Origin of the sequence: Microbacterium sp. zg-Y818 (assembly GCF_030246905.1) — a bacterium.
Classification (GTDB): Bacteria; Actinomycetota; Actinomycetes; order Actinomycetales; family Microbacteriaceae; genus Microbacterium.
Genome location: NZ_CP126741.1, coordinates 904237 through 929297 on the forward strand (window position 1 = coordinate 904237; position 25061 = coordinate 929297).

The 25061-nt window shown below is 70.8% G+C and carries 28 protein-coding genes; 22 read left to right on the forward strand and 6 right to left on the reverse strand.

What is annotated here, in order from left to right; all coding sequences use genetic code 11:
* The first annotated feature begins 159 nt into the window (after positions 1–159).
* The 4 genes from QNO21_RS04010 to QNO21_RS04025 are packed head-to-tail and all read left to right on the forward strand — an operon-like array spanning position 160 to position 4768.
* The gene (locus QNO21_RS04010; RefSeq protein WP_257519387.1) at positions 160–1128 is read left to right on the forward strand and encodes a hypothetical protein; all 969 of its coding nucleotides are present in this window, start codon (positions 160–162) and stop codon (positions 1126–1128) included.
* Positions 1129–2760, forward strand: a complete 1632-nt coding sequence (locus tag QNO21_RS04015) for an efflux RND transporter periplasmic adaptor subunit (protein ID WP_257519386.1) — start codon at positions 1129–1131, stop codon at positions 2758–2760.
* Complete coding sequence (locus QNO21_RS04020) at positions 2757–3434, forward strand: ABC transporter ATP-binding protein (RefSeq protein WP_257519385.1); 678 nt, start codon at positions 2757–2759, stop codon at positions 3432–3434. Before QNO21_RS04015 ends, QNO21_RS04020 begins: the two co-directional genes overlap by 4 nt.
* Entirely contained in the window at positions 3434–4768 is a 1335-nt protein-coding gene (locus QNO21_RS04025) for an ABC transporter permease (RefSeq protein WP_257519384.1), read from the forward strand. Before QNO21_RS04020 ends, QNO21_RS04025 begins: the two co-directional genes overlap by 1 nt.
* 79 nt (positions 4769–4847) lie before the next feature.
* Here QNO21_RS04025 and QNO21_RS04030 read toward each other — a convergent pair whose 3' ends face one another.
* On the reverse strand, positions 4848–5369 hold the full coding sequence (locus QNO21_RS04030) for a GNAT family N-acetyltransferase (RefSeq protein WP_257519383.1): 522 nt from the start codon (positions 5367–5369) through the stop codon (positions 4848–4850).
* 31 nt (positions 5370–5400) lie between these two features.
* Between QNO21_RS04030 and dapB the strand changes: the two genes are divergently transcribed.
* Together dapB and QNO21_RS04040 are read left to right on the forward strand one after the other, a co-directional pair.
* Positions 5401–6216 (forward strand): 4-hydroxy-tetrahydrodipicolinate reductase, encoded by an 816-nt coding sequence (gene dapB, locus QNO21_RS04035; protein WP_257519382.1) that lies wholly within the window; start codon positions 5401–5403, stop codon positions 6214–6216.
* Positions 6213–6668 carry a hypothetical protein gene (locus tag QNO21_RS04040; RefSeq protein WP_257519381.1) on the forward strand — a complete coding sequence of 152 codons (456 nt, stop codon included), beginning with the start codon at positions 6213–6215 and terminating at the stop codon, positions 6666–6668. Before dapB ends, QNO21_RS04040 begins: the two co-directional genes overlap by 4 nt.
* Before the next feature lie 62 nt (positions 6669–6730).
* Here QNO21_RS04040 and QNO21_RS04045 read toward each other — a convergent pair whose 3' ends face one another.
* The 4 genes from QNO21_RS04045 to QNO21_RS04060 all read right to left on the reverse strand — a co-directional run bounded on the left by QNO21_RS04045 (position 6731) and on the right by QNO21_RS04060 (position 9175).
* Entirely contained in the window at positions 6731–7642 is a 912-nt protein-coding gene (locus QNO21_RS04045) for a TIGR01777 family oxidoreductase (protein WP_257519380.1), read from the reverse strand.
* Between the two features lies 1 nt (position 7643).
* Positions 7644–8069, reverse strand: a complete 426-nt coding sequence (locus QNO21_RS04050) for an OsmC family peroxiredoxin (protein WP_257519379.1) — start codon at positions 8067–8069, stop codon at positions 7644–7646.
* A gap of 87 nt (positions 8070–8156) precedes the next feature.
* Entirely contained in the window at positions 8157–8744 is a 588-nt protein-coding gene (locus QNO21_RS04055; RefSeq protein WP_257519378.1) for a DUF4395 domain-containing protein, read from the reverse strand.
* On the reverse strand, positions 8741–9175 hold the full coding sequence (locus QNO21_RS04060; protein WP_257519377.1) for a TlpA family protein disulfide reductase: 435 nt from the start codon (positions 9173–9175) through the stop codon (positions 8741–8743). Before QNO21_RS04060 ends, QNO21_RS04055 begins: the two co-directional genes overlap by 4 nt.
* A gap of 85 nt (positions 9176–9260) precedes the next feature.
* Here QNO21_RS04060 and QNO21_RS04065 point away from each other — a divergent pair, with 85 nt between their 5' ends.
* From QNO21_RS04065 to QNO21_RS04075, 3 genes are read left to right on the forward strand one after another with little or no spacing between them, the layout of a single operon-like run.
* Positions 9261–10070 (forward strand): thymidylate synthase, encoded by an 810-nt coding sequence (locus QNO21_RS04065; RefSeq protein WP_257519376.1) that lies wholly within the window; start codon positions 9261–9263, stop codon positions 10068–10070.
* Entirely contained in the window at positions 10067–10582 is a 516-nt protein-coding gene (locus tag QNO21_RS04070; protein WP_257519375.1) for a dihydrofolate reductase, read from the forward strand. The genes QNO21_RS04065 and QNO21_RS04070 overlap by 4 nt, the downstream gene beginning before the upstream one ends.
* 10 nt (positions 10583–10592) lie before the next feature.
* Positions 10593–11357 carry an SDR family NAD(P)-dependent oxidoreductase gene (locus QNO21_RS04075; protein ID WP_257519374.1) on the forward strand — a complete coding sequence of 255 codons (765 nt, stop codon included), beginning with the start codon at positions 10593–10595 and terminating at the stop codon, positions 11355–11357.
* On the opposite strand, the gene QNO21_RS04080 is transcribed toward QNO21_RS04075, so the two are convergent.
* Positions 11358–11897 (reverse strand): NUDIX domain-containing protein, encoded by a 540-nt coding sequence (locus tag QNO21_RS04080; RefSeq protein WP_257519373.1) that lies wholly within the window; start codon positions 11895–11897, stop codon positions 11358–11360.
* Positions 11898–11944: 47 nt separating this feature from the next.
* Between QNO21_RS04080 and dapA the strand changes: the two genes are divergently transcribed.
* The 13 genes from dapA to miaA all read left to right on the forward strand — a co-directional run bounded on the left by dapA (position 11945) and on the right by miaA (position 25035).
* A complete protein-coding gene (dapA, locus tag QNO21_RS04085; RefSeq protein WP_257519372.1) occupies positions 11945–12922 on the forward strand; it encodes a 4-hydroxy-tetrahydrodipicolinate synthase in 978 nt (325 codons plus the stop codon).
* Positions 12919–14598, forward strand: coding sequence for a ribonuclease J (locus tag QNO21_RS04090; RefSeq protein ID WP_257517126.1), 1680 nt, complete (start codon positions 12919–12921; stop codon positions 14596–14598). Before dapA ends, QNO21_RS04090 begins: the two co-directional genes overlap by 4 nt.
* Positions 14599–14754: 156 nt before the next feature.
* The gene (locus QNO21_RS04095; RefSeq protein WP_257519371.1) at positions 14755–17400 is read left to right on the forward strand and encodes a DNA translocase FtsK; all 2646 of its coding nucleotides are present in this window, start codon (positions 14755–14757) and stop codon (positions 17398–17400) included.
* 25 nt (positions 17401–17425) lie between these two features.
* Complete coding sequence (gene pgsA, locus QNO21_RS04100; protein WP_257519370.1) at positions 17426–18004, forward strand: CDP-diacylglycerol--glycerol-3-phosphate 3-phosphatidyltransferase; 579 nt, start codon at positions 17426–17428, stop codon at positions 18002–18004.
* Complete coding sequence (locus QNO21_RS04105; RefSeq protein WP_257519369.1) at positions 18001–18552, forward strand: CinA family protein; 552 nt, start codon at positions 18001–18003, stop codon at positions 18550–18552. Before pgsA ends, QNO21_RS04105 begins: the two co-directional genes overlap by 4 nt.
* 136 nt (positions 18553–18688) lie before the next feature.
* A complete protein-coding gene (locus tag QNO21_RS04110) occupies positions 18689–19003 on the forward strand; it encodes a helix-turn-helix domain-containing protein (RefSeq protein WP_257517189.1) in 315 nt (104 codons plus the stop codon).
* Between the two features lie 11 nt (positions 19004–19014).
* A complete protein-coding gene (locus QNO21_RS04115) occupies positions 19015–19239 on the forward strand; it encodes a DUF3046 domain-containing protein (protein WP_257519368.1) in 225 nt (74 codons plus the stop codon).
* A gap of 261 nt (positions 19240–19500) precedes the next feature.
* Entirely contained in the window at positions 19501–20553 is a 1053-nt protein-coding gene (recA, locus tag QNO21_RS04120) for a recombinase RecA (protein ID WP_257507114.1), read from the forward strand.
* Positions 20553–21323 carry a regulatory protein RecX gene (locus QNO21_RS04125; RefSeq protein WP_257519367.1) on the forward strand — a complete coding sequence of 257 codons (771 nt, stop codon included), beginning with the start codon at positions 20553–20555 and terminating at the stop codon, positions 21321–21323. The genes recA and QNO21_RS04125 overlap by 1 nt, the downstream gene beginning before the upstream one ends.
* Before the next feature lie 19 nt (positions 21324–21342).
* The gene (locus tag QNO21_RS04130) at positions 21343–21717 is read left to right on the forward strand and encodes a DUF8805 domain-containing protein (RefSeq protein WP_257519366.1); all 375 of its coding nucleotides are present in this window, start codon (positions 21343–21345) and stop codon (positions 21715–21717) included.
* Positions 21718–21744: 27 nt separating this feature from the next.
* Positions 21745–22497, forward strand: coding sequence for an alpha/beta hydrolase family protein (locus QNO21_RS04135; protein WP_257519365.1), 753 nt, complete (start codon positions 21745–21747; stop codon positions 22495–22497).
* 58 nt (positions 22498–22555) lie between these two features.
* Positions 22556–24106 (forward strand): tRNA (N6-isopentenyl adenosine(37)-C2)-methylthiotransferase MiaB, encoded by a 1551-nt coding sequence (gene miaB, locus QNO21_RS04140; RefSeq protein ID WP_257519363.1) that lies wholly within the window; start codon positions 22556–22558, stop codon positions 24104–24106.
* Between the two features lie 11 nt (positions 24107–24117).
* A complete protein-coding gene (gene miaA, locus QNO21_RS04145; protein ID WP_257519362.1) occupies positions 24118–25035 on the forward strand; it encodes a tRNA (adenosine(37)-N6)-dimethylallyltransferase MiaA in 918 nt (305 codons plus the stop codon).
* Positions 25036–25061 lie beyond the last annotated feature (26 nt).

A 25061-nucleotide genomic window follows, 5' to 3' on the forward strand; every position in this document is an offset into this window, starting at 1 on the left:
CTGCCGATCCGCACGGCGGGCCCCGGTCCCCTCGGGCACTCTGTGATCGGGTGGGTGCGACACACGAAGATCATCCTCGCGATGGACGCGGTGTTCACAGCTGGCGCATAGCCTGCCCATATGACGCGGCGAGTGCGCCGCGGTGACTCTGGGAGGAACATGAACCGTCACACTGCGGGCGCTGTCGTCGGCACCGCCGCTCTGCTGATCGCCCTGACCGGGTGCACCGCGTCCGACGCCGACGCCGTCGCCGCGGAGGAGTCCCCGCTGGGTGCCTACCTCGCCTCCGCCTGGGGCAGCGATCTCAGCGAGGAGGAGCAGCTCGAGAAGTACGAGAAGGAGAACACCGAGCGCGAGGAACTCGTCGCCGCATGCATGAACGAGGCGGGCTTCGAGTACATCCCGAACTCGAACAACGGCACCGTCGTCTTCGGCGACGATGACGTATGGGACCCGGACTCCCGCGAATGGGTGGCCCAGTACGGCTACGGAATGGTCGAGTCCCCAGGCATGGACGAGCCCATGCCTGCCGATGAGGAGTACAGCGACCCGAACCAGGACTACGTCTCGGGCCTCACCGAATCCGAGCAGGCGGCGTATTACGAGGTGCTCTACGGTCCCGGCATCCCCGAAGAGGAGATGGACGAGGACGGCTCGTACGAGTGGGATTGGACACAGGCCGGATGCCACGGCTGGGCCCAGCACGAGATGGACGGCGACAACCCGCTGACCTCGGACGAGCACAAGCCTCTGATGGATGCGCTCAACACGTTCTACACCGACATGCAGGTCGCTCCTGAGTTCGCCGACCTCAACGCCGAGTGGGCCGCCTGCATGGATGAGTCCGGGCACTCCGGTTTCGTCGCACAGATGGACGCGCAGAACTCGTTCATCGACGAGCTGAACGCGTACTACGAGGGCCAGACCGAGTGGATCGAGGACGACCCGGTGCTGGCCGAGCTGGCCGAGCGCGAAATCGAGCTCGCGCTGGCCGACCTCGACTGCCGCGAGGAGACGGACTACCGCGACGAGCAGACGAAGATCACCGCCGCCCTCGAGGAGCAGTTCATCGCCGACCACAAGGCGGAACTGGACGCGTTCAAGGCCGCTGCCGAGCAGGGACGATAAGTGGGCCGCCGCGACGCGCGGGCGTTCGACGATCTGCTGCCGGTCGATGAGGCGACGGAGCCCGCGATCGTCGGCGACGTCGGTGCGGCAGAACCCGACCTCCCTGACACCCCGTCGGCGAAGGTGCAGGGGTGGGGCCGCGTCTTCCGCACCAACCGCGCCTTGTGGTTCATCGCGGCCGCCGCGGTGCTGAGCCTCGTCGTCGGCCTTCTCGTGGGCAGGTTCGTCCTGTCGCCGGCGGATGCCGCGTCTCTCACCGACCCGCCCGAAGCCGGCCTCATCACCGTCGCCGTGGAGCGCGGCATCCTGAGCAACGATGTGACGATCCGCGGCGACGTCGGCTATGCCGACTCGGTCGAGGTGACGATAGACACCGCCGCCCTCGGCGGCCCCGCAGTGGTCACCGGGAGCGTTCCCGAGGTCGGCGCCACCCTCGAGCCGCTCGCGGTCGCTCTCGAAGTGGCCGGACGGCCCGTCATCGTGCTGCCCGGTGAGCTGCCGGCCTATCGCACGCTCGTGGTGGGGCTGACGGGGCCCGACGTGGTGCAGTTCAAGGAGGCGATGCGGGCGGTGGGCATCGACGCCGGAGACCCGGCGTCTGACGTCTTCGACGCCACGGCTGCCGCGGCTGTCGCCGAGCTCTACGCGCAGGTCGGCTACCCGGCCCCGGTGTCGGACGAAGGGGCCGCCGACGCCGTGCTCGCCGCGCAGGAGGGCGTGCGCTCGGCCGAGCAGGCGCTCGCCGCAGCGCGGGCCGATCTGGGGCAGGCTTCCGGCGGCGCGTCGGCCGTGGACGTCCGTGCCGCAGACAACGCCGTCAACAGCGCCCAGCGCGCCCTCGATGTGCGGCTGGCGCAGCGCCCCGCCGAGCCGGCCGAGGTGCCGGCCTGGGACGCCGAGGTGTCCGACCTGCGCGACACGCTGGAACTTCGCCGCCTGGAGCGTCGCCAGCTCGACATCGCCCCGGACACGACGGGCCCCCGCGCCGCGGTCGATGCCGCCGAACGCCAGCTCGCCGATGCCCGCCAGCTGCTGGACCGGGCGCGGGAGCAGGCGCTGCCGTCGCTGTCGGCGGGTGAGGTGCTCTACCTCAGCGAGCTGCCGCGCCGCGTCGACGCCGTCGACGTCACCCGTGGGCAGGTGCTGCAGGGCGCGGCGATGATCGTGTCGGGGGCGTCGATCACCCTCATCGGCGCGGCAGCGCCCGCCGACGGCGCCCTGCTCGAGGTCGGCGGCGAGGCCACGTTCGAGCTCGCCGACGGCACACCGCACCGCGCGGTGATCGCCGCCCTCGCCCCCGGGGCGACCCAGGGGGACCGGTGGGAGATCACCCTGCAGCCCGACGAGCTCACCGCAGATCAGGCGATGCAGCTGCAGGGGCGGAACGTGCGGGTGTCCCTCCCCGTCGGCGCGACGGCCGGGGAGGTGCTCTTCGTGCCTGTTGCGGCACTGACGGCAGGACCCGGCGGCGAGGCGCGCATCGAGGTGGTCGACGGCGATCCGCGCGACGGTGAGGATGCGGCCACCCGGCTCGTGGTCGTGACCACAGGACTGGCGGCCGGCGGCTTCGTCGAGGTCGAAGCCGTGGACGGGGAGCTCGCCGAGGGCGCCCTCGTGGTGGTCGGGCGGTGACCGAGGCGCTCCTGGAGCTTCGGGACGTGACCCGTTCGTTCGCCGGTCCGCCCGAGGTGCAGGCGCTCAAGGGCGTCAACCTGCGCATCGCCCGCGGGGACTACGTCTCCATCGTCGGGCCGAGTGGGTCGGGCAAGTCGACGATGCTGAACATGCTGGGGCTGCTGGACCGCCCGAGCGTGGGGGAGTACCGCATCGACGGTGTCGTGACCGGGACCCTCACCGAGAACGAGCGCGCGGCGGTGCGTGCGCGCCGGATCGGGTTCGTGTTCCAGTCGTTCCACCTCATGCCGCGGCGCACCGTCTTGGACAACGTGCTCATGCCGATGCTCTACAGCGGGGTGCCGCGGCACGAGCGCGAACGCCGGGCCCGTGACACGCTCGAGCGGGTGGGGCTGGAGCACCGCCTCGATTTCCTTCCCACGACGCTTTCCGGTGGCGAGCGGCAGCGTGTCGCCGTCGCGCGCGCCGTGGTCAGCACCCCCAGCGTGCTGCTGGCTGACGAGCCGACGGGAAACCTGGATGCCGCCACCTCCGAAGAGGTGATGGAGCTGTTCGACGACCTGCGCGCCGACGGGCTCACCCTCGTCGTCATCACCCACGACAGCACCGTGGCCGCCCGCGCCGACCGGCGCGTGCGCATCGCCGACGGTCGCCTGAGCGAGGAGTCCTGATGCGGTGGCGTCCTCGGCTGCGGCGTAAGCCCGTGGCATCCGACTCCGCTGCGGCATCCGACTCCGCGGAAGGCGACACCACGGCAGCGACTGATCTCGTGCCCCACGTGCGGCGCGCCGATCGCTTCACCTTCCAGGATCTCGTGGTCGAGGCGACCGCGGACATCGGCTCCAGGCCGGGCCGGCTGGCGATGACGCTCGTGGGAACGGTGCTCGGCATCGGTGCCCTGGTCGCGACGATCGGCTTCGCGCAGACGGCCGCGCACCAGATCGAGCGTCAATTCGACGCGGTGAAGGCGACGCAGGTGGTGGTCTCGCCCGGCGAGACCGCGACCGCGTCGGGCGGCAGCGCGGCCACGGCCCGGCTGCCGTGGGACGGCGTCGACCGCGTCACACGGCTCGTCGGCGTGGAGGCGGCGACGCTCGTCGCCGACTTGTCGCTCGGTGATGACTCCATCACCGCCGTGCCGGTGAACGACCCCTCGGCGCCCGCGGTCGCGTCGCCCGCCCTCGTCGCCGCGACGGCAGGCCTGCTCGACGTGATCGGCGGGCAACTGGTGACCGGTCGCATGTTCGACGCCGGGCACGACCAGCGGGCGGACCGTGTCGTGGTGCTCGGTGCGCGCGCGGCGGAGCGCTTGGGGATCAACCGGGTGGACCGGCAGCCGTCGGTGTTCATCGGGGGAGTCCCCTACGCCGTCGTCGGGGTCTTCGACGGGGTGCAGGCCCGCGGCGGGCTGCTCGACGCCGTCGTCATGCCGATGCAGACGGCGCGCGCGGAGCGGGCGCTGACGGCCCCCGGCGAGATGCAGATCCGGATATCCATGGGAACCGGGCCGCAGGTGGGCAAGCAGTCGGCCATCGCGCTGTCGCCCGGTGCCCCCGAGAACCTGGAGGTCGCCGCGCCGTCGGCGCGCTCAGTCCTCGGCGACAGCGTGAGCGCCGACGTCAACGTGGTCTTCCTGATCCTCGGAGGCATCGTGCTGCTGGCGGGTGCGCTGGGCATCGCGAACGTGACGATGCTCAACGTCATCGAGCGCGTGCCCGAGATCGGCCTGCGCCGGGCGCTGGGCGCGACGGGACGGCAGATCGCATCGCAGTTCGTGGTGGAGTCGATCATCATCGGGCTGCTCGGCGGTCTGCTGGGAGCCGCGCTGGCCGTGGTGTCGGTCGTACTGTTCTCGGTGGCACAGCAATGGACACCGATCATCGACCCGTGGATCGCCGTCGGCGGCGCGGTCCTCGGCGCTGTGGTCGGTCTCGTCGCCGGCTGGTTCCCGGCTCGGCGTGCCTCGCGCATCGAGCCGGTGACCGCGCTGCGCGGCGGCCGCTGATCGCTCGCGAGTGAGTATTCGTCACGCCGAGTGAGTATTCGTCACGCCGCGTGAGTATTCGCCCCAGCGGGCAGCTCGTCTACTCGGAACGGCTGTGTGCTGGCCCCGCATCGCTGCGCGGAGCCGATCGCTCGCCGAGCACCTTCCCATACCACCGGGTCGCGTTGCTGTTGTCGTTGTACGGCTCGATGGCGACGAACCCGGATGCCGCGTACAGCCGCCCCGCCGCTTCGAGACTGTGGTGCGTGTCGAGGACGAGCTCGCCGGCCCCCCACTGCCGCGCGGCATCCTCGAGCCCACCCAGCAACAGCCGGCCCCACCCGCGACCGCGCGTCTCGGGCCGCAGGTACAGGTGCTTCACCTCGTATCGGCGCCCGTCAGGGCCGTCGGCGATGCGCCGGATGCCGCCACAGCCGACCGCGCGCCCCTCGTCGTCCTCGACCATCAGGAACACCCCCGCGTCGGGAGTGAAGGCCGCCGGGTCGGGGAAGACGGTGCGGTACGCCGGGCCGGGGAAGGTCTCGGCCCGCATGGCGAAGTACTCCTCGAGCAGCTCGCGCGCGGCGGGGTCGTCGACGGGTGCGGGGCGCAGGCTCACCATGCCTTCGAGCGTAGCCCCGTAGGCTGGTGGCATGACGACACGCGTGGCCCTCGTCGGCGCGACCGGCAAGCTCGGCAGCATCGTGAGCGGGGTCGTGGCCGAGACAGAAGGCTTCGAACTGGTTGCGGCGCTGTCGTCGGCGAGCGATCTTTCGGAGATGGATGCCGCCGACCTCGTGATCGACACCTCGACCCCCGCCGTCTCGATCGACGTCGTGCGCCGCGCCGTCGAGCGGGGGAAGCAGCTGCTCGTGGGAACCTCCGGGTGGTCGGCCGAGCGCATCGCCCTCGTGCGCCCGCTCGTGCAGGACGCGGGCACCGGCGCCGTGTTCATCCCGAACTTCTCGCTCGGCTCCGTGCTCGGAACCGCGCTCGCCGCGGCATCCGCCCCGTTCTTCCCCTCGATCGAGATCGTCGAGGCTCACCGTGAGACCAAGGTCGATTCCCCCAGCGGCACCGCGGTGCGCACCGCCGAGCTGATCGCCGCCTCGCGCTCCCAGGTCGGTCCCGTCGAGTCGCCACACGTCGACCAGCGCGCACGCGGGCAGCAGGTCGCGAGCGTGCCGATCCATTCGCTGCGCCGTCCCGGGGTCATCGCCCGCCAGGAGACGATCCTCTCGGGGCCGGGGGAGTCGCTGTCGATCGTGCACGACACCATCGACCCCGCCCGCGCCTACGCGCCCGGAATCCGCCTGGCACTGCAGGCCGCACGGGACGCCCGCGGGGTGGTGGTGGGCCTCGACAGCTTCTTGGACATCGGCATCCGTTTTCCCGGCGCGGAACCGGCCGATGCGGGTATCGACGAAGGCGGCGTGCCCGGTCAGGTCGCCCGCACCACCGGCGCATGAGCGCCCGTATCGGCGTCGCCGTGATGGCGGTGATGCTGGCGCTGTACATCGTGCTCGTCGCCCACCGCGGTTGGCTGCTGCTGATGAGCGGCGAACCGGTCGGCGTCGCGATGGGCGTGGCCCTGTTCGCGCTGCCGGTGCTGGCGGCGTGGGGCCTGGGTCGTGAGCTGTGGTTCGGGGTGCGGGCACAGCAGGTCGGACGCCGTCTCGAGGCCGAGGGCGGTCTTCCCGTCGAAACCGTCTCGGTGCGTCCGAGCGGCCGTCCGCTGCGCGAAGAGGCCGATGCGCTCTTCCCCCGCTACCGCGCGGAGGTCGAGGCGGCACCGGACGACTGGCGTGCCTGGTACCGGCTGGGCCTGGCCTACGACGCGGCGGGCGACCGCCGACGCGCGCGCGCTGCGGTGCGCAAGGCGATCGCGCTGGAGCGCACGTCGCGCACCGCGCCCCGCTAGGCCACCCCGCCCCGCTAGGCAGCCCCGCCAGGCGCCGCAACCCCGCCCGGCAACCGCCCCGGCTACGAAGCCAGCGCCGCCGCGACCGCCTCGTCGACGGTCTCATGCTCGAAGTCGAAGCCCGTCGCCTCCAGCACGTGCGGTACGACGAACGCATCGGTCGTGAGCAGCGCCTCGGTCGCGTCCGGGCCGAGCACGAGTCGCATCGCCCAGGCGGGCGCACGCACGAGGTAGGGGCGGTTCAGCTGCACCGCCAGCGCGAAGCCGAGGTCGTTCGCGGTCGCCCGTGTGGGCCCCGACAGGTTCACGGGTCCTTCGACGTCGGCATCGATGAGGTGGCGGATCGCACGCACCTCGTCGTCGAGCGAGATCCACGGCCACGCCTGCGTGCCGCGGCCGATCGGACCGGAGACACCCGCCCGAGTCAGCAGCAACAGGGGCTTCAGGACCCCCTCGCGGTGCACGACGGGCGCGGTGCGCAGCGCGACGACCCGGGCACGGTCACCGGCCGCGAAGGCTGCCGTCTCCCATTCGCCGCAGAGGTCGGCGAGGAACGTCTCACCCCGGCCGGCGGTCTCGGCGAGACGCTCGCCGGGCGCGGATCCGTAATATCCCACCGCCGACGACGACAGGAAGGCGGGGGCGTCGTCGCCCAGGTCGCGCACGGCACGGGCGATTGCCTGCGTCGGCGTGATGCGCGACCACAGCAGCTCGTGCTTGTATGCCTCGGTCCAGGGAAACCGCCCGATGCTGGCGCCGTTGAGGCCCACCACCGCGTCGGCGCCGGCGAGCACGTCGGGGTTGAGCGGGGAGTCGTCGGTGAGCCACTCGACCTCGTCGGGGGCGGCGGGCGCCCGACGCACGAGTGTGGTGACGGCGATGCCGTCGGCGCGCAGCGACTCGGCGAGCGCGCTGCCGATCAGCCCCGACGCCCCCGCCAGCACGACGCGTCGTGGTCGTCCCTGGTCGACCATGTCAGGCGAGGGTCGCCTCGAGGGTGATCTCGATGCCCGCGAGTGCGGCCGACACGGGGCACCCGCTCTTGGCCTCTTCGGCGAGGCGGGCGAAGTCCTCCGGCGACAGGCCGGGGACGCTCGCGTTGACGTTCAGGTGGCTGCCGCGGATGCCCTCTCCCGGGACGAAGGTGACCGAGGCGGTGGTCTCGATGCGCTCGGGGGGCGTGCCGTTCTGGGCGAGCGCGTTCGAGAGCGCCATCGAGAAACAGGACGAATGCGCGGCGGCGATGAGCTCTTCGGGGGTCGTCACCGACGCGGATCCCTCGCTGCGGGCCTTCCAGTTCACGGCGAACGGACCCTGGTGCGAGGTTCCGAGGTCCACCTCGCCCGACCCTTCGAAAAGTGTGCCCTGCCACGTGGTGCTGGCTTCGCTCGTGACGCTCATGGTGTCCTCCCGGTCGGCGGGGCGCCGGGCGCGCTCCCGGTGCGAGCCTAACGGGGCGGATGCCGCGGGGGAACGGCTGCGTGGCCGTCAGGCCGTGCCGGGGCGTGCTCGGCCCACGAGCCCGACCCGCTGCAGCAGCAGGTACAGGTGACAGCCGAGGCAGAGGCCGAACGCGGCGTTGAGGAAGCTGGCGACGAAGGCCGCCGCCGCGGCGACGGGCAGCGACCACGGCACGCCCGCCAGGTGCAGCAGCAGGCCGAGAGCGCACACGAAGAGCCCGACACCCTGCGCGAACCGCGGTGGGCGCGGGTCCTCGAGGTCGGTCGGCGGGGCCAGCCGTGGCTTCACGAGCGTGCGGAAGAGCGCCGCCCAGGGCGCCGTGCGCGGTGACAGCACGCCCCACAGGAACAGCAGCGCCAGGACGAGCAGGGCGACGAAGCCCGGGTCACCGGCACGCTCGGCCACGGACGCCTGTGCGACGGCCCAGCCGACGGGGGCGAAGACCTCGTCGGCCAGCGGTTGGTAGGCGAACCAGCCGAACGGCGCGCGGGCGGTCGACATGCCCACGAGGCCGAGCAGCGTGGTCCCGAGCAGCAGTGCCGACGTGATGGCCGCCGCGAAGCGGGGACCGCGGGGGTCGATCCCGGCGGGCGTGGCATCCACAGGCCGGTTCACCCGCCGATGTCCGATGTCAACCGGGCGAGCTCGAGTTCGACCACGTGGCGGGTGGGGATGCCGCCGAAGCGGGTCTGGATGGCACCATCCCCGTCGAGGATCAGCGTCGTGGGTGTCTGCAGCACGCCGAAGTGCTTGGCGATGTCGGGGCGGTGGGTGAGGTCGACGTCGAGGTGCAGCACCCCGTCGCGCTCGTCGGCGACGGCCGAGAGCGTGCGGTGCACGCCCGGGCAGCGGGAGCACATCTCGGTGCTGAACTGCAGCAGCGTCGCCGTGTCGCCCAGGCGCTCCGCGCCCAGCCGCTCGGGATCCACGACCTCGTTGGGCACGTGGTGCTGCGGCCGGCCCTGTCTCCAGCGGGCGAAGACGCCGACCCCGAGGGTCACCGCGAGCAGCGCGGTGAGGATGAGGAGAGCATCGACGGGGTTCACTATGGCTCAGGCTAGCCCTTCCGCGTGTAGGGGCGCGCGCGCTGTGGATAAGCCGCCGGCGGCGACCGCGGGTATCGTGGCAGCCGTGACCACGGCGATCCCCACCCCGTACGAGGACCTCCTGCGCGACGTGCTCGAGCACGGCACCCGCAAGGACGACCGCACCGGCACCGGCACCACGAGCGTGTTCGGCCGGCAGATCCGGTTCGACCTGGCCGAGGGGTTCCCCCTCATCACCACCAAGCGGGTGCACTTCAAGTCCATCGCGTACGAGTTGCTGTGGTTCCTGCGCGGCGAGTCGAACGTGTCGTGGCTGCGCGAGCACGGCGTCACGATCTGGGACGAATGGGCGGATGCCGACGGCGAGCTGGGCCCCGTCTACGGCGTGCAGTGGCGCTCATGGCCGACGCCCGACGGCGGCCACATCGACCAGATCGCCCAGATCGTCGACCAGATCCGCACGAACCCCGACTCCCGCCGACTGATCGTGTCGGCGTGGAATGTCGCCGACATCCCGAGCATGGCCCTCGCGCCCTGCCACGCCCTCTTCCAGTTCTACGTCGCCGACGGCAAGCTCTCGTGCCAGCTGTACCAGCGCTCGGCCGACCTGTTCCTGGGCGTGCCGTTCAACATCGCCTCCTATGCGCTGCTGACCCTCATGGTCGCCCAGCAGACGGGCCTCGAGCCCGGAGAGTTCGTCTGGACCGGCGGCGACTGCCACATCTACGACAACCACCTCGAGCAGGTGCGCGAGCAGCTCAGCCGCGACCCGTACCCCTACCCGACCCTGCGTCTGGCCCGCACCCCGGAGTCGATCTTCGACTACCGCTACGAAGACTTCCTCGTCGAGGACTACCGGCACCACCCGGCCATTCGCGCCGCGGTGGCGGTGTGAGCGCGCCGATCGGCCTGGTCTGGGCCGAAGCCCGCGGCGGCGTGATCGGCGCCGAGGGCGGCATGCCCTGGCACGTCCCCGAGGACCTCGCCCATTTCAAGGCGGTCACCGCCGAAGCGCCCGTCATCATGGGCCGCAAGACCTGGGAATCGTTCCCGGCGCGGTTCCGGCCGCTGCCGGGGCGACGCAACATCGTCGTCACGCGCGACCCCGCCTGGGCCGCCGAGGGCGCCGAGCGCGCCGGTTCGCTGGATGCCGCGCTGCAGCTCGCCGACGCCGGCGCGGACGCCCCCGACCGCATCTGGGTGATCGGCGGCGGCGGTCTCTTCCGCGAGGCGATCGACCGTGCCGACCGGCTCGAGGTCACCGAGCTCGATCTCGACGTTGACGGCGACACGTTCGCGCCCGACCGCAGCGCGTGGCGCACGGTCGACACGGACCCGGGGGAGGGGTGGCACACGTCGCGCACCGGCGTCCGCTACCGTTTCCTCACCCTCCGGCCGGCGTCGTAGGCTCGCCCCCATGGCGAAGACGGCACTCATCACCGGCGCGAGCTCCGGGCTGGGCGCCGAGTACGCCCGGCAGCTGGCAGAGCGCGGCATGGGTCTCGTGCTCGTCGCACGGGATGCCGATGCGCTCGCCGCACTCGCAGACGATCTCACCGCTTCGCACGGCGTGGGGTGCGAGGCGCTCGCCGCCGACCTGCTCGATCCCGATGGCCTCGCCTCGGTCGTCGCGCGGCTGGGCGACGAGGACCGCCCCGTCGACATGCTCGTCAACAACGCCGGCTTCGGGTTGCCGCTGGCCTTCGAGACCAACGACATCGCCGACGAGCAGCGCCATCTCTCCCTGCACGTCGCCGTGCCGATGGCGCTCATGCGCGCCGCCCTCCCCGGCATGCTGGCCCGCCGCCGCGGGCGCATCGTCAACGTGGCATCCGTCGCCGCGTTCACCCCGCGCTCGACCTACGGCGCCGTCAAGGGCTGGCTCATCAGCTTCAGCCGCTGGGCGAACGTCGCCTACAGCCCGCGCGGGGTGATGGTCACCGCGGTGTGCCCCGGGTTCACGCACACGAACTTCCACGAGCGCATGGGCATGGAGCCGGGGCGCGAGGGCGTGCCCGCGTGGATGTGGCTCGACGCCCGCGACGTCGTGGTGGAGTCGCTGCGCGATGTCGCCCGCGGGAAGTCCGTCTCGGTGCCGTCGCTGCGGTACAAGGCGCTCGTCGCGCTCACGCGCGTGCTGCCGGACCGCCTCGTGGTCGCCACGGCGTCGAAGGGCCGCTGATCAGGCGAAGCGCCCCAGGCGGATGCCGGCGTACGCGAGTGCGGCGATGGTCTCGCCGTCGGTGATGCGGCCGTCGGCGATCATCGCGAGCGCTTCGCCGAACGGCACCCAGTGCACGGCGTCGATCCCCTCCTCGGCCTGGGTGTGCGCGGCGTCCTGCACCGTGCCGATGCCGCGGGCGAGGAAGACGTGCTCGGGGGCGACGGCGATGCCGTTCAGCGCGCTCATCACACCCAGGCTCTCCCAGTCGGATGCCGTCACGCCCGCTTCCTCGGCGAGCTCACGGCGGGCGGCGTCCAGCGGGTCCTCGCCGTCAGAGCCGCCGGCGGGCACCTCGAGCGACGCTCCGACGGTGTAACGGTCCACCGCGACCAGGCACACGCGCTGTTCGTCGTCGACGGCGACGACGAACACGGCCGGATGCCGCATCTCGACCACCCCGTAGATGCCCCGTCCGGCGGGGCCGGTGACGGCGTCCTCCCGCACGCGGATCCACCTGTTGCCGTACACCTCGCGGGTCGCTCGGGTCTGCCACGTCATGGCGCGACACTATCGGGAGCGTGCCGGTGAACCGATACCCTGGGAATATGACGCATCAGGCCAACCCGTTCGGACAGGTCCTCGTCGCGCTGGTCACACCGATGACCGCCGACGGTGAGGTCGACTGGCCCGCCGTCGAGAAGCACATGGACGACGTCATCGCCGCCGGCGCCGACGGCATCGTCGTCACCGGCACGACGGGGGAGACGAGCACCCTCACCGACCCGGAGAAGATCCGCCTCGTCGAGGTCGGCAAGGACGTCGCGGCCGGCCGCGCCAAGATCATCACCGGCGGCGGGTCGAACGAGACCGCCCACGCCATCGAGCTGTACAAGGCCAGCGAGAAGGCCGGCGCCGACGGCATCATGATCGTCACGCCGTATTACAACAAGCCCACCCAGGCGGGCATCCTCACGCACTTCCGCCTGGTGGCCGACGCCACCGACCTTCCGGTCATCCTCTACGACATCCCCGGACGCACCGGGGTCCCGATCAAGTACGAGACGATCCTGCGTCTCGCCAAGCACCCGAACATCCTCGCGGTCAAAGACGCCAAGGGCGACTTCAGCGAGGTCAGCCGGGTGCTCAACCAAACAGACCTGATGTACTTCTCAGGCGACGACGCGAACGCGCTTCCGCACCTCGCGATCGGTGCGACCGGCCTGATCGGCGTGACCGCGAACATCGCGGCCGCGCCCTATCGGGTCATCATCGACGCCGTGAACCGGGGCGACCTCGCCGCGGCCACGGTGGCTCACAAGCAGCTGGAACCCCTCGTGCGCGCAGTCATGACGCACGTGCCGGGAACTGTGAGCGCGAAGTACATCCTGCACGGCCTCGGCCGCATCTCCAGCCCCCGCGTCCGCCTGCCCCTCGTGGGGCCGGAGGAGTGGGAAGCGGCGATGATCGAGGACGAGCTTGCCCTGGTGACCGACGTCGTCGGCGCTGATTTCTCCAATTTCCGTCCCGACCGCAACGCGGCAGCTGGCGGCGCACTCCCGAAGGTTCACGGCACGACACGATGAGTCCCCACGAGATCACCTCTCCCCCCGCCCTCGCCCCCGAAACCCTCCGCGTCACGCCGCTCGGCGGACTCGGGGAGATCGGGCGCAACATGACCGTCTTCGAATACGAGGGCAAGCTGCTCGTCGTCGACTGCGGCGTGCTCTTCCCCGAGGAGCACCAGCCCGGCGTCGACCTGATCCTGCCGGACTTCGAGCCGATCAAGCACCGCCTCGACGACATCGTCGGCGTCGTGCTGACGCACGGTCACGAAGACCACATCGGGGCGGTGCCCTACCTGCTGCGGCTGAAGCGGGACATCCCCCTGATCGGCTCGGGGCTGACCCTGGCGCTGGTCGAGGCGAAGCTCAAAGAGCACCGGATCAAGCCCTACTCGCTCACCGTGAAGGAGGGGCAGAAGGAGCAGGTGGGACCGTTCGACCTCGAGTTCGTCGCGGTCAACCACTCCATCCCCGACGCGCTGGCCGTCGCCATCCACACGCCCGCCGGCATGGCGCTGGTGACCGGCGACTTCAAGATGGACCAGCTGCCCCTGGACGGGCGCCTCACCGACCTGCGCGCGTTCGGGCGACTGGGCGAGCAGGGTGTCGACCTGTTCCTCGTGGACTCCACCAACGCCGACGTGCCGGGCTTCACCCCGCTGGAGCGTTCGATCGGGCCCGTGCTCGACCAGGTCATCGCCAAGGCGCCGCGCCGCGTGATCGTCGCCAGCTTCTCGAGCCACGTACACCGTGTGCAGCAGGTGCTGGATGCCGCTCACGCCAACGGCCGCCGCGTGGCGCTTCTCGGCCGCAGCATGCTGCGCAACATGACGATCGCCGCCGACCTCGGGTACCTCACCGTTCCCGAGGGTGTGCTGATCGACTACAAGAAGGCCCAGGACCTGCCCGACGACAAGATCGTCTTCATGTCCACCGGCTCGCAGGGCGAGCCGATGGCGGTGCTCAGCCGCATGGCCAACCTCGACCACGCGATCGAGCCCGGCCCCGGCGACACGGTGATCCTGGCATCCAGCCTCATCCCGGGCAACGAGAACGCGGTCTACCGCGTCATCGACGGCCTGACCAAGCTCGGCGCGAACGTGGTGCACAAGGGCAACGCGAAGGTGCACGTCTCGGGGCACGCCGCCGCCGGTGAGCTGCTGTACTGCTACAACATCCTCAAGCCCAAGAACGTGCTGCCCGTGCACGGCGAATATCGCCACCTGATGGCGAACGCCAAGCTCGCGCAGGACACCGGCATTCCGGCCGAGCGCACCATCCTCGGCGAGAACGGCACGGTCGTCGACCTCAAGGACGGCGTGGCCACGGTGGTCGGCCAGCTCGACATCGGCTTCGTCTACGTCGACGGCTCGACGGTCGGCGAGATCACCGACGCCGACCTCAAGGACCGTCGCATCCTCGGCGAGGAGGGGTTCATCTCCGTCATCGTCGTGGTGGATGCCGCCACCGGCCGCGTGATCACCGGACCCGAGATCCACGCCCGCGGCTTCGCCGAGGATGACTCGGTGTTCGACGACGTCAAGCCCAAGATCGCCGCCGCGCTCGCCGAGGCGTCGAAGTCCGGCGTGCGCGACTCGCACGCGCTCTCGCAGGTCGTCCGCCGCACGATCGGCCGCTGGGTCAACCAGCGTCTGCGTCGCCGCCCGATGATCGTGCCGCTGGTGATCGAGGCGTAAGCCTTCCGTCACGACGCCCGCGGGCCGCCTGGTGCGGTCCGCGGGCGTTCTGCGTTCGTGGTGTGCGCTGTCGCAGTGGTCCGCGGGCCGCGCCGGGCCGGGCGAAGCGCCGCGTCGTTCCAGGCAATGTCGGTGGTCCCGACGTAGCGTGGAGGGATGGCCAGGAGCAGCAGTCCGACCACGAGCGGCCGCGCGCCCGCGAAGGGGTCGTCCTCGCGCGCCCGCAAGCCGGCCCCCGCGCCCAAGCGATACGTGGATGAACCCGAGAAACCGCCCGTCGTCGTGCGCGCCTGGATGGGGCTCGCGCACGCCACCGGGGGGCTGTTCCGAGCCTTCGGCCCCGAGACGCTCGAGAAGGACCAGCGCCGCGACGGCTTCCCGTTCCTCCTCGTGCTCATGGCGGTCGCCGGCTCCGTGGTCGAGTGGTTCTTCATCGGCACCGAGGTCGCCGCAACGATCAGCGCGTACACCGCCGGGGCGCTGCTGGGACGCGAGGCGTTCATCCTGCCGGTGCTCCTGCTGCTGCTGGCGGGCTGGCTCTTCCGGCATCCGTCGTCGGTGCACGACAACGGGCGCATCGGCATCGGCTTCGGGCTCCTGGTACTCACCATCGCGGGGTTCTGCCACGTGCTGGGTGGACGACCGCAGCCGAGCGAACTTCTGCCGTCGCTCAGTGCCGCAGGCGGCCTCTTCGGCTGGATGATCGGTGAGCCGCTGTCGTACCTGACCGAGATCGGCGCGTGCATCGTACTCGGCCTGCTCGCACTGCTCAGCGTGCTGATCATCACCAAGACGCCGCCCAACCGCATCGGGCACCGTCTCGGCGACCTCTACGCCTGGATGTTCGGCACCGAGCGAGTCGAGAAGCCGGCCAAAGCGCCCACGGCCGCGTCGTCGGGCGACGAGGACGACGCGCTGCCCTGGTGGCGGCGCAACAAGTCCGGTCGCGAGGAGGATCCCGACGACGGGATCGGCTCGCAGGACCTCACCATGCTGCTGTCGCCCGAGGGCGACACCGGCGGGTTCGACCAGGCCATCGCGCCGCCCCCGCCCCTGCCGCCTCTTCCCGTGCAGGATGCCGCGACAGAAGTCATCCATCCCGACGTGACCGACGCGGTGCGCAAGGGCAGCCGGCGCGCTGACACCGGCATCCGCGAAGACGCCACCGAGGTGCAGGGCGACGGGGAGCTGCCCGGCATGTCCGGCCTCGGCGGCGACGGCGACGGCCTGCCGCCCGCTGCGACATATCGCCTGCCCTCGACGGCCGCGCTGGCCGCCGGCACGCCCCCGAAGGCGCGGTCCGAAGCCAACGACGCCATGGTGCGCGCGATCACGAGCGTGTTCGATCAGTTCTCCGTCGACGCGCGCGTCACGGGGTTCTCGCGGGGTCCGACGGTCACGCAGTACGAGATCGCCCTCGGGTCGGGCGTGAAGGTCGAGCGCATCACGGCTCTGACCAACAACATCGCCTACGCCGTCGCATCGAACGAGGTGCGCATCCTCGCCCCCATCCCCGGCAAGAGCGCGATCGGCGTGGAGATCCCCAACACGGACCGCGAGATCGTGACGCTCGGAGACGTGCTGCGCTCGCCCGCGGCGACCAACTCCGTGCACCCGATGACGATCGGCGTGGGCAAGGACGTCGGCGGCGGCTACGTCGTGGCCAACCTCGCCAAGATGCCCCACCTGCTGGTGGCCGGCTCCACCGGTTCCGGTAAGTCGAGCTTCGTCAACTCGATGATCACGAGCCTGCTCATGCGCGCCAAGCCCAGCGAGGTGCGCATGGTGCTGATCGACCCGAAGCGCGTCGAGCTCACCTCTTACGCCGGCGTGCCGCACCTCATCACGCCGATCATCACGAACCCCAAGAAGGCGGCCGAGGCGCTGCAGTGGGTCGTGAAGGAGATGGACATGCGGTACGACGACCTCGCGTCGTTCGGCTACCGCCACATCGACGACTTCAACCGCGCCGTCGTCGCCGGCGAGGTGCAGCTGCCCGCCGGCAGCGAGCGCGTGCTCAAGCCCTACCCGTACCTGCTGGTGGTCGTCGACGAGCTCGCCGACCTCATGATGGTCGCCCCGCGCGACGTCGAGGACTCCATCGTCCGCATCACGCAGCTCGCGCGCGCCAGCGGCATCCACCTGGTGCTCGCCACGCAGCGGCCGTCGGTCGATGTCGTCACCGGTCTCATCAAGGCCAACGTGCCCTCGCGCCTGGCGTTCGCCGTGACGAGCGTCACCGACTCCCGCGTCATCCTCGACCAGCCCGGAGCCGATCGCCTCATCGGCCAGGGCGACGCCCTCTTCAGCCCCATGGGCACCTCGAAGGCCGTGCGCGTGCAGGGCGCGTGGGTCAGCGAGAGCGAGATCGAGAAGGTCGTCAAGCACGTCACGCAGCAGGCGCGTCCGGAGTATCGCAAGGACGTCGCCGCGGTGGTGGAGAAGAAGGAGGTCGACGCCGACATCGGAGACGACCTCGAGCTGCTGCTTGCAGCCGCCGAGCTCGTCGTGTCGACGCAGTTCGGCTCCACCTCGATGCTGCAGCGCAAGCTGCGCGTCGGGTTCGCCAAGGCCGGGCGCCTGATGGACCTGCTGGAATCGCGGGAGATCGTCGGCGCCTCTGAGGGGTCGAAGGCGCGCGACGTGCTCGTGACCACGGAGCAGCTGCCGGGCGTGCTCGCGCGACTGCGGGGCGAAGACGTGCCCGACGAGGAGGACCCCGTCGAGGAGCAGTTCGCCGGGTACGAGGTCGTGGAGGAGAACTCCGACGATGAGGATGCCTGGGGCCTGACCGGGCGCTGACCGGCACAGCAACTAGGCTCGAATCGTGGCAATCCCGAGGCAGCTCCCCAACGCGATCACGATCGTGCGCATCCTTTGCGCCCCGGTATTCCTGTGGATGCTGCTGGCCGATGGCGGTGCCGACGGCCCCCTGCGCTGGTGGGCGGCGGTGCTGTTCATCGTGGCCATCGCCACCGATGGGATCGACGGGTATCTGGCCCGCAAGCACGACATCGTCACCGATCTCGGCAAGCTGCTCGACCCGATCGCCGACAAGGCGCTCACGGGCTGCGCGTTCGTGGGGCTCTCGATCCTCGCCGAGCTGCCGTGGTGGGTCACCGTCGTGGTGCTGGTGCGTGAGGTCGGTGTCACCGTGCACCGCCTGATCGTCGCCAGTGACCACGTGGTGGCGGCGGCGTGGATGGGCAAGCTCAAGACCGTCGCCCAGGCCGTCGCGCTGTCGCTCGCACTGCTTCCGCTGTGGACGGTCGTGGGGGATTGGATCCACTGGGTCAACCTCGTGACCATGACGATCGCGGTGCTCCTCACCGTCGCCAGCGGAGTCGACTACATCGTCGCCGAGGTGCGCGGCTCACGGCGTGCACGCCGCGGGACGGCCTCATGAGCCCGTTCCGCTCTGCCCCTGATCCTGAGCTTTCCGACGAAGCGGAGCAGACCCTCGTCTCGGGCGGACGCCGCAGCGAGGCGGAGCAACTCGTGGAACGCCTGCGCGAGCTGGGCTGGACCGTGGGGGTGGCCGAGTCGCTCACGGGTGGCCTGGTGGTCGCGTCGCTCGTCGCCGTACCCGGGGCGTCCGCCGTCGTGCGCGGCGGCATCGTCGCCTACGCGACAGACCTCAAGCAGTCGCTCCTGGGCGTGGACGCGCTGCTGCTCGAAGCGCACGGTCCGGTGCACGAGCGTGTGGCCCGCCAGATGGCGCGCGGTGTGCGCAACGCGGTCGGTTCCCCCGGCCATCCCGCCGACATCGGCATCGCCACGACCGGTATCGCCGGTCCCGACTCCCCGGACAGGCAGCCCGTCGGCACGGTGCACGTGGCGGTGTCCACCTCACTCGGATCCCGGGTGGAATCCCTCGTTCTCGAGGGCGACCGGGAGCAGATCCGCAACGCCGCAGCCGTGCGCGCCGTCTCGCTCGCGCTCGATGCGCTGTAGCGGGAACAGACGGCGGGGCCCGTGCGTTACGGATGTCGGATTCTCACCACACGCACAACAAGCGGGATTATATTGACAGCTCTGGTCGTTGTACTGTGATGCACCCAATGGAATCGAAAGCGAGAGGGGGCCCGAAATGATCCTGGTTCGTCAAGAGATCGGGGAAGTCCTGCGTGACTTCCGACTTCAGAAGGGGCGCACCCTCCGCCAGGTGGCAGGCCGCGCCAGCGTCGCTCTGGGGTACCTGAGCGAAGTCGAGCGGGGGCAGAAGGAAGCCTCGAGCGAGATCCTCGCCGCCGTGGCCGACGCGCTCGATGTGCCCATCTCGTCGATCATGCGTGAAGTGGGCGACCGTATCTCGGTGCTCGAAGGCCTGCACACCTTCCCCGACGTCGTCCCGGACGACCTCGTGGCGTCGGTGGATGCCAGGCCCGCGCTCTCGTTGCGCTGATCTCCTCCGCAATGCGCCGAAGCGAGTTCGATCGCGCCGTCGTGGACGAGTTCGGCTCGCGCGCCGCGTCTCTCGTCGCCGACCTCGCGTTGTCGCGGGCCGGGGGTCTGACCGCGCGCGAAGCGCTCGACGCCGGGCTCGGCGCCCGTGAGGTGTGGGTGGCGCTCTGCGAAGAAGCGGACGTGCCCGACGCGCGGCGGTACGGCGTCGGCCGCATGGACCCGCGCGGGCGCTGAGCCGACCAGCGCATTCGCACGTTACGACGAAGCGGCGCGGCGTGTCGTCGAAAGTGTGTTCGATACGCGCGTAGGCTCCTGCACAGATGGTGTCGAGAACGAGTCATCCCCGATCACGGCAGGCGACCGACCCAATGTCGGAGGCCCTCCGTAGCGTGGAACCCGTCATCGCACACCACACGCCTTGTCGCAGCATCCCGCCCATCCGGGCAGAGCGCGTCAGCCTACAGGCGACCGACCGCGAGCAGAAAAGAGCACGTCATGCCCTCACCCGCTGACCGCGAGAAGGCCCTTGAATCGGCCCTCGCCCAGATCGACCGGCAGTTCGGAAAGGGCTCGGTCATGCGACTGGGCAGCGACGAGCGCGCGCCCGTGGCGGTCATCCCCACCGGCTCCATCGCCCTCGACGTCGCCCTCGGCGTGGGCGGACTGCCCCGTGGTCGCATCATCGAGATCTACGGTCCGGAGTCGTCGGGTAAGACGACCCTGACCCTGCACGCCATCGCCAACGCGCAGCGCGCCGGCGGCATCGCCGCGTTCATCGACGCAGAGCACGCGCTCGACCCTGACTACGCGCAGAAGCTCGGCGTCGACATCGACCAGCTGCTCGTGTCGCAGCCCGACACGGGGGAGCAGGCGCTCGAGATCGCCGACATGCTGGTGCGCTCCGGGGCCGTCGACCTGGTGGTCATCGACTCGGTCGCAGCCCTCGTGCCCAAGGCCGAGATCGAAGGCGAGATGGGCGACTCCCACGTCGGCCTGCAGGCGCGTCTGATGTCGCAGGCGCTGCGCAAGCTCACCGGTGGGCTCAGCCAGACCAACACCACGATGATCTTCATCAACCAGTTGCGCGAGAAGATCGGCGTGTTCTTCGGTTCGCCCGAGACCACCGCCGGCGGTAAGGCGCTGAAGTTCTACGCCTCGGTGCGTCTGGACATCCGTCGCATCGAGACGCTGAAGGACGGCACCGACGCGGTGGGTAACCGCACGCGTGTGAAGGTCGTCAAGAACAAGATGGCGCCGCCGTTCAAGCAGGCGGAGTTCGACATCCTCTACGGCACCGGCATCTCCCGCGAGGGCAGTCTCATCGACTTCGGTGTCGAGCACGCGCTCGTGAAGAAGTCCGGCGCCTGGTACACGTACGAAGGCGACCAGCTCGGGCAGGGCAAGGAGAACGCGCGCAACTTCCTGCTGCGCAACCCCGACATCGCCAACGACATCGAGACGAAGATCAAGCAGAAGCTGGGCATCGGCCAGCCGAAGGTCGTCGAGGAGCCGGCGTCCGACGAGCTCGCGGCACGCCGCCCGGCCTGATGGTCCGGTTCGAGAGCGACGGGGGCGTCCCGGAGGACGCCGAAGGGGTCGCCCCCGTCATCCCGCTGTTCGGCGGTCGCCGTGCGAGCGCCGGACCGGCGCGGAGCAGGAACGCCGCCACCGGGCCAGCCGCTGACGCAGACCCGGTCGCCGAGACCGCCGCGACCCTGGCCCGCCTCGACCGGCGCCCCGCGGGGCGTGGCGACGGCCCGCCGCAGTGGCGCACGAGGTGGGATGCGGATGTCGCGCCCGCCGTGGCGGAGGATTCCGACGAGGACCGTGCCGATCGGGTGGCCGTGGCGGAGCGCATCCTCCTGCGCAAGCTCCGCGCCCGCCAGCTGTCCGTGTCCGAGGCCCGCGCGGCCGCGGCCGAGCACGAGCTCCTCCCGGACGATCTGGAAGCCCTGCTCGACTCCTTCACCCGGTTGGGCTACCTCGACGATGCGCGGCTGGCTGAGCAACTGATCCATGCCGGCACCCACCGCAAGGGACAAGGGCAGCGGGCGATCGCACAGACCCTCAGCTCGCGAGGCATCCCGCGGGAGATCGCCGACGAGGCGCTCGCTGAGCAGCCTGACGACGAGGCGGAGCGTGCGCTCGAGTTCGCACGGACGAAGGCTCGCCAGCTCGACAGCGTCGACCATGAGACCGCGATGCGCCGTCTCATGGGCCAGCTGGCACGGCGCGGCTACCCGGGCGCGGTGGCGGCGACGGCCGCGCGCACCGCGCTGGCCGAGAGCGGTACCCGCGGCGGCGTGCGCTTCCGCTGAGATCCCCTATGCTCGCAGTGTGAGACGCCAGCGCCGCCGACGACGGTGGCCGTTCGTCGTCGTGGGGGGCGTGCTGGCGGCAGGACTGGCCGCACTGGTCGGGATTCCGTTGGCCAGTGCCCAGGTGCTGCTCACGCCGCACCACAACCTCACGACCGCGGCGGGGAGCGTGATAGCGGTCGGCGACGGCGAGATCACCCTGTCCCTCACGGATGCCGGAACGCGCGTCGGCACCTACGGCCTGACCTGGGCCGCGGCGGACGGGGAAGTCGCCGGCGAGGGGATCGTCGGATCGGTGCTGCGCTCGGACGAACAGTCGGTGACGCGCACGTTCTTCCCCACAGACGGGGCGCCCGCAGTCGGAGTCGACGTCGCGCTCAACCCCAACCTGTGAACCGGAGACCCGCGCAGCGCGCTGGGGGTGGACTTCCGCGACGTCGAGGTCGAGGGCGAGCTGGGTGCCATGCCGGCGTGGCTGGTCGACGGCGACGGGTCGACCTGGGTGCTGTTCGTCCACGGCATCGACGGTCTTCGCCAAAGCGGGCTGCGCCCGCTGTCGACCATCCGTGATGTCCGGTTGCCGACCCTGCTGATCAGCTACCGCAACGATGAAGGCGCACCGGCGAGTGCGAACGGCCTCTTCAGCCTGGGGGAGAGGGAATGGGCCGACCTCGACGCCGCCGCGGACTACGCCCTGTCGCAGGGCGCCGAGCGGTTCGTGCTCTACGGCGACTCGATGGGCGGCAGCATCGTCACGCGCTTCATGCATGAGTCTGCGCACGCCGATCGCGTGGTGGCCATGGTGCTCGACGCGCCGGTGCTGGACTGGGGTCACGTCATCGACGGCCAGGCGGAGCGACTGCATCTGGGGGCGCTGTCGCCGCTCGTGCGACAGGTCGTGCAGTGGCGTGGTGACCTGTCTCTCACGCCACTGGACGAACTCGATCAGACGTCGGTGTTCGCCTCCGTCCCCGTTCTGGTGTTCCAGGGTCTCGCCGACCCACTGGTGCCGCACTCGGACAGCGAGGAGTTCGCCCGCGCGCTCCCCCTGGGCCGCTACGTGCCGGTGCCGGATGCCGGACACATCCAGAGCTGGAACGTCGACCCCGAGGGCTATGCCGCGCAGCTCGCTGACTTTCTCGCTCCGTATGCATCAACCGACGACGACGGGTGATCCGGGACCTCTGGCACCGACCGTTCACCGCGCAACGGAATCTACAATGGGGAACATCATGACCTTCCCGTCCGCCGCCCCCACGCTCATCGCCCCGTCTTCGGCAGCGCACACGGCCGACGGTCGCGCCCGCACGTACGAGGTGCGCACCTTCGGATGCCAGATGAACGTCCACGACTCCGAGCGGCTCTCCGGATCGCTCGAGAGCGCCGGGTACGTGCGCGCCGACGCCGGCACCGAGGCCGACGTGGTCGTGATCAACACCTGCGCCGTGCGCGACAACGCCGCCGGCAAGCTGTACGGCACCCTGGGGCATCTGAAGTCTGTCAAGGACAAGCACGCGGGCATGCAGATCGCCGTCGGCGGTTGCTTGGCGCAGATGGACAAGGAGACGGTGCAGCGCAAGGCGCCGTGGGTGGACGTCGTCTTCGGCACGCACAACATGGGGTCGCTCCCGAGCCTGCTCGAGCGAGCGCGTCACAACGGCGAGGCCGAGCTCGAGATCCTCGAGTCGCTCGAGGTCTTCCCGTCGACCCTTCCCACGAAGCGCGACTCGGTGCACAGCGGCTGGGTGTCGATCTCCGTCGGCTGCAACAACACCTGCACGTTCTGCATCGTCCCGAGCCTGCGCGGCAAGGAGAAGGACCGCCGGCCGGGCGACATCCTGAACGAGATCCGGCTGCTCGTCGACGACGGTGCGATCGAGGTCACCCTACTCGGACAGAACGTCAACTCGTACGGCGTCGAGTTCGGCGACCGTCAGGCCTTCGGCAAGCTGCTGCGGGCGGCGGGCGAGATCCCCGGGCTCGAGCGGATCCGGTTCACCAGTCCTCACCCGGCGGCCTTCACCGACGACGTCATCGCCGCGATGGCCGAGACCCCCGCCGTCATGCCGCAGCTGCACATGCCGCTGCAATCCGGCAGCGACAGCATCCTCAAGGCGATGCGCCGCTCATACCGGTCGTCGCGCTTCCTCGGCATCCTCGACCGGGTGCGGGAGCGCATCCCGCACGCCGCGATCTCGACCGACATCATCGTCGGGTTCCCCGGCGAGACCGACGCCGACTTCGAAGACACCCTGCGGGTCGTCGAGGCCGCGCGCTTCGCGAGCGCGTTCACCTTCCAGTACTCGATCCGTGAGGGCACCCCTGCGGCGACCATGCCCGACCAGGTGCCCAAGCACATCGTGCAGGAGCGCTACGAGCGTCTGCTCGCCCTGCAGGACCGCATCAGCCTCGAAGAGAACCAGAAGCAGGTCGGCCGCGAGCTGCAGGTGCTGGTCTCGACCGGCGAGGGCAAGAAGGATGCCGCCACGCACAGGCTGACCGGTCGAGCAGAGGACAACAGGCTCGTGCACTTCGAGGTGCCCGCCGGTTCCCCCCTCCCGCGCCCCGGCGACGTGGTCACCGCGGTCGTCACGCACGCGGCGCCCTTCCACCTGCTCGCGGACGCCCCGGACGGCGCACCTCTGCGCATTCGGCGCACGCGCGCGGGCGACGCCTGGGATCGCTCGCAGGCCGAGTCGTGCGGCGTTCCCGCTCCCGCCGGCGAGTCCGGTGCGCCTCGCGCCGTGTCGCTCGGGCTGCCGTCGCTGCGCATCGGCGTCTGAACCCGGTGAACGTGGCGGCTGCCACCCCGCGGCTGTGGGCTGTCGTCGGCGCCACCGGCACCGGCAAGACGACGCTCTCCCTCGACCTCGCCGAGGCCCTCGCTGACCGAGGGCGTCCGGCGGAGATCGTCAACGCCGACGCCATGCAGCTGTACCGCGGCATGGACATCGGCACCGCGAAGCTGCCCGAGTCCGAGCGGCGTGGCATCCCGCACCACCTGTTCGACGTCCTGCGCCCCGCCGATGAGGCCGCCGTGGCCTGGTACCAGGGTGTGGCCCGCGAGACGATCGGTGAGATCCACCGGCGTGGCGCCGATGCGATCCTCGTCGGCGGCTCGGGGCTCTACGTTTCCAGCGTGCTGTTCGACTTTCGATTCCCGCCGCGCGATGAGGCGGTGCGTGCACGGCTGGAGGCGACGCTCGACGCCGAGGGCCCCGGCGCGCTCTACGCGCGGCTGCGGGAGCTCGACCCGGTGACGGCGGAACGGGTCGACCCGCGCAACGGCCGGCGCATCGTGCGGGCGCTCGAAGTGCTCGAGCTCGGCGAGGCGACCCACGGGGCTGCCCTCCCGGACGCACCGCAGCTCTGGCACACGCCGACGACGATCGTCGGGGTCACGACGCCGCGCGACGAGCTCGTCGCGCGCCTCGACGCCCGTGTCGAACAGATGTGGGCCGACGGACTCGTCGACGAGGTGGCTCGCCTGCGCGCCGACGGCCTGGAGGACGGCGTCACCGCGCGACGGGCGATCGGTTACGCTCAGGCCCTGGCGGAGCTGGACGGGCGGATGCCGCACGCCGACGCCGTCGCCGAGACGCAGGCCCTCACCCGGCGCTACGCGCGGCGCCAGGTCTCGTGGTTCAAGCGGTACCCCGACGTCACCTGGGTGCCGCCCGGCGCCTCGGCGGACGCGCTGCTCGACGGCTAGCGTGACGCCGCCGTGCACGCGACGGG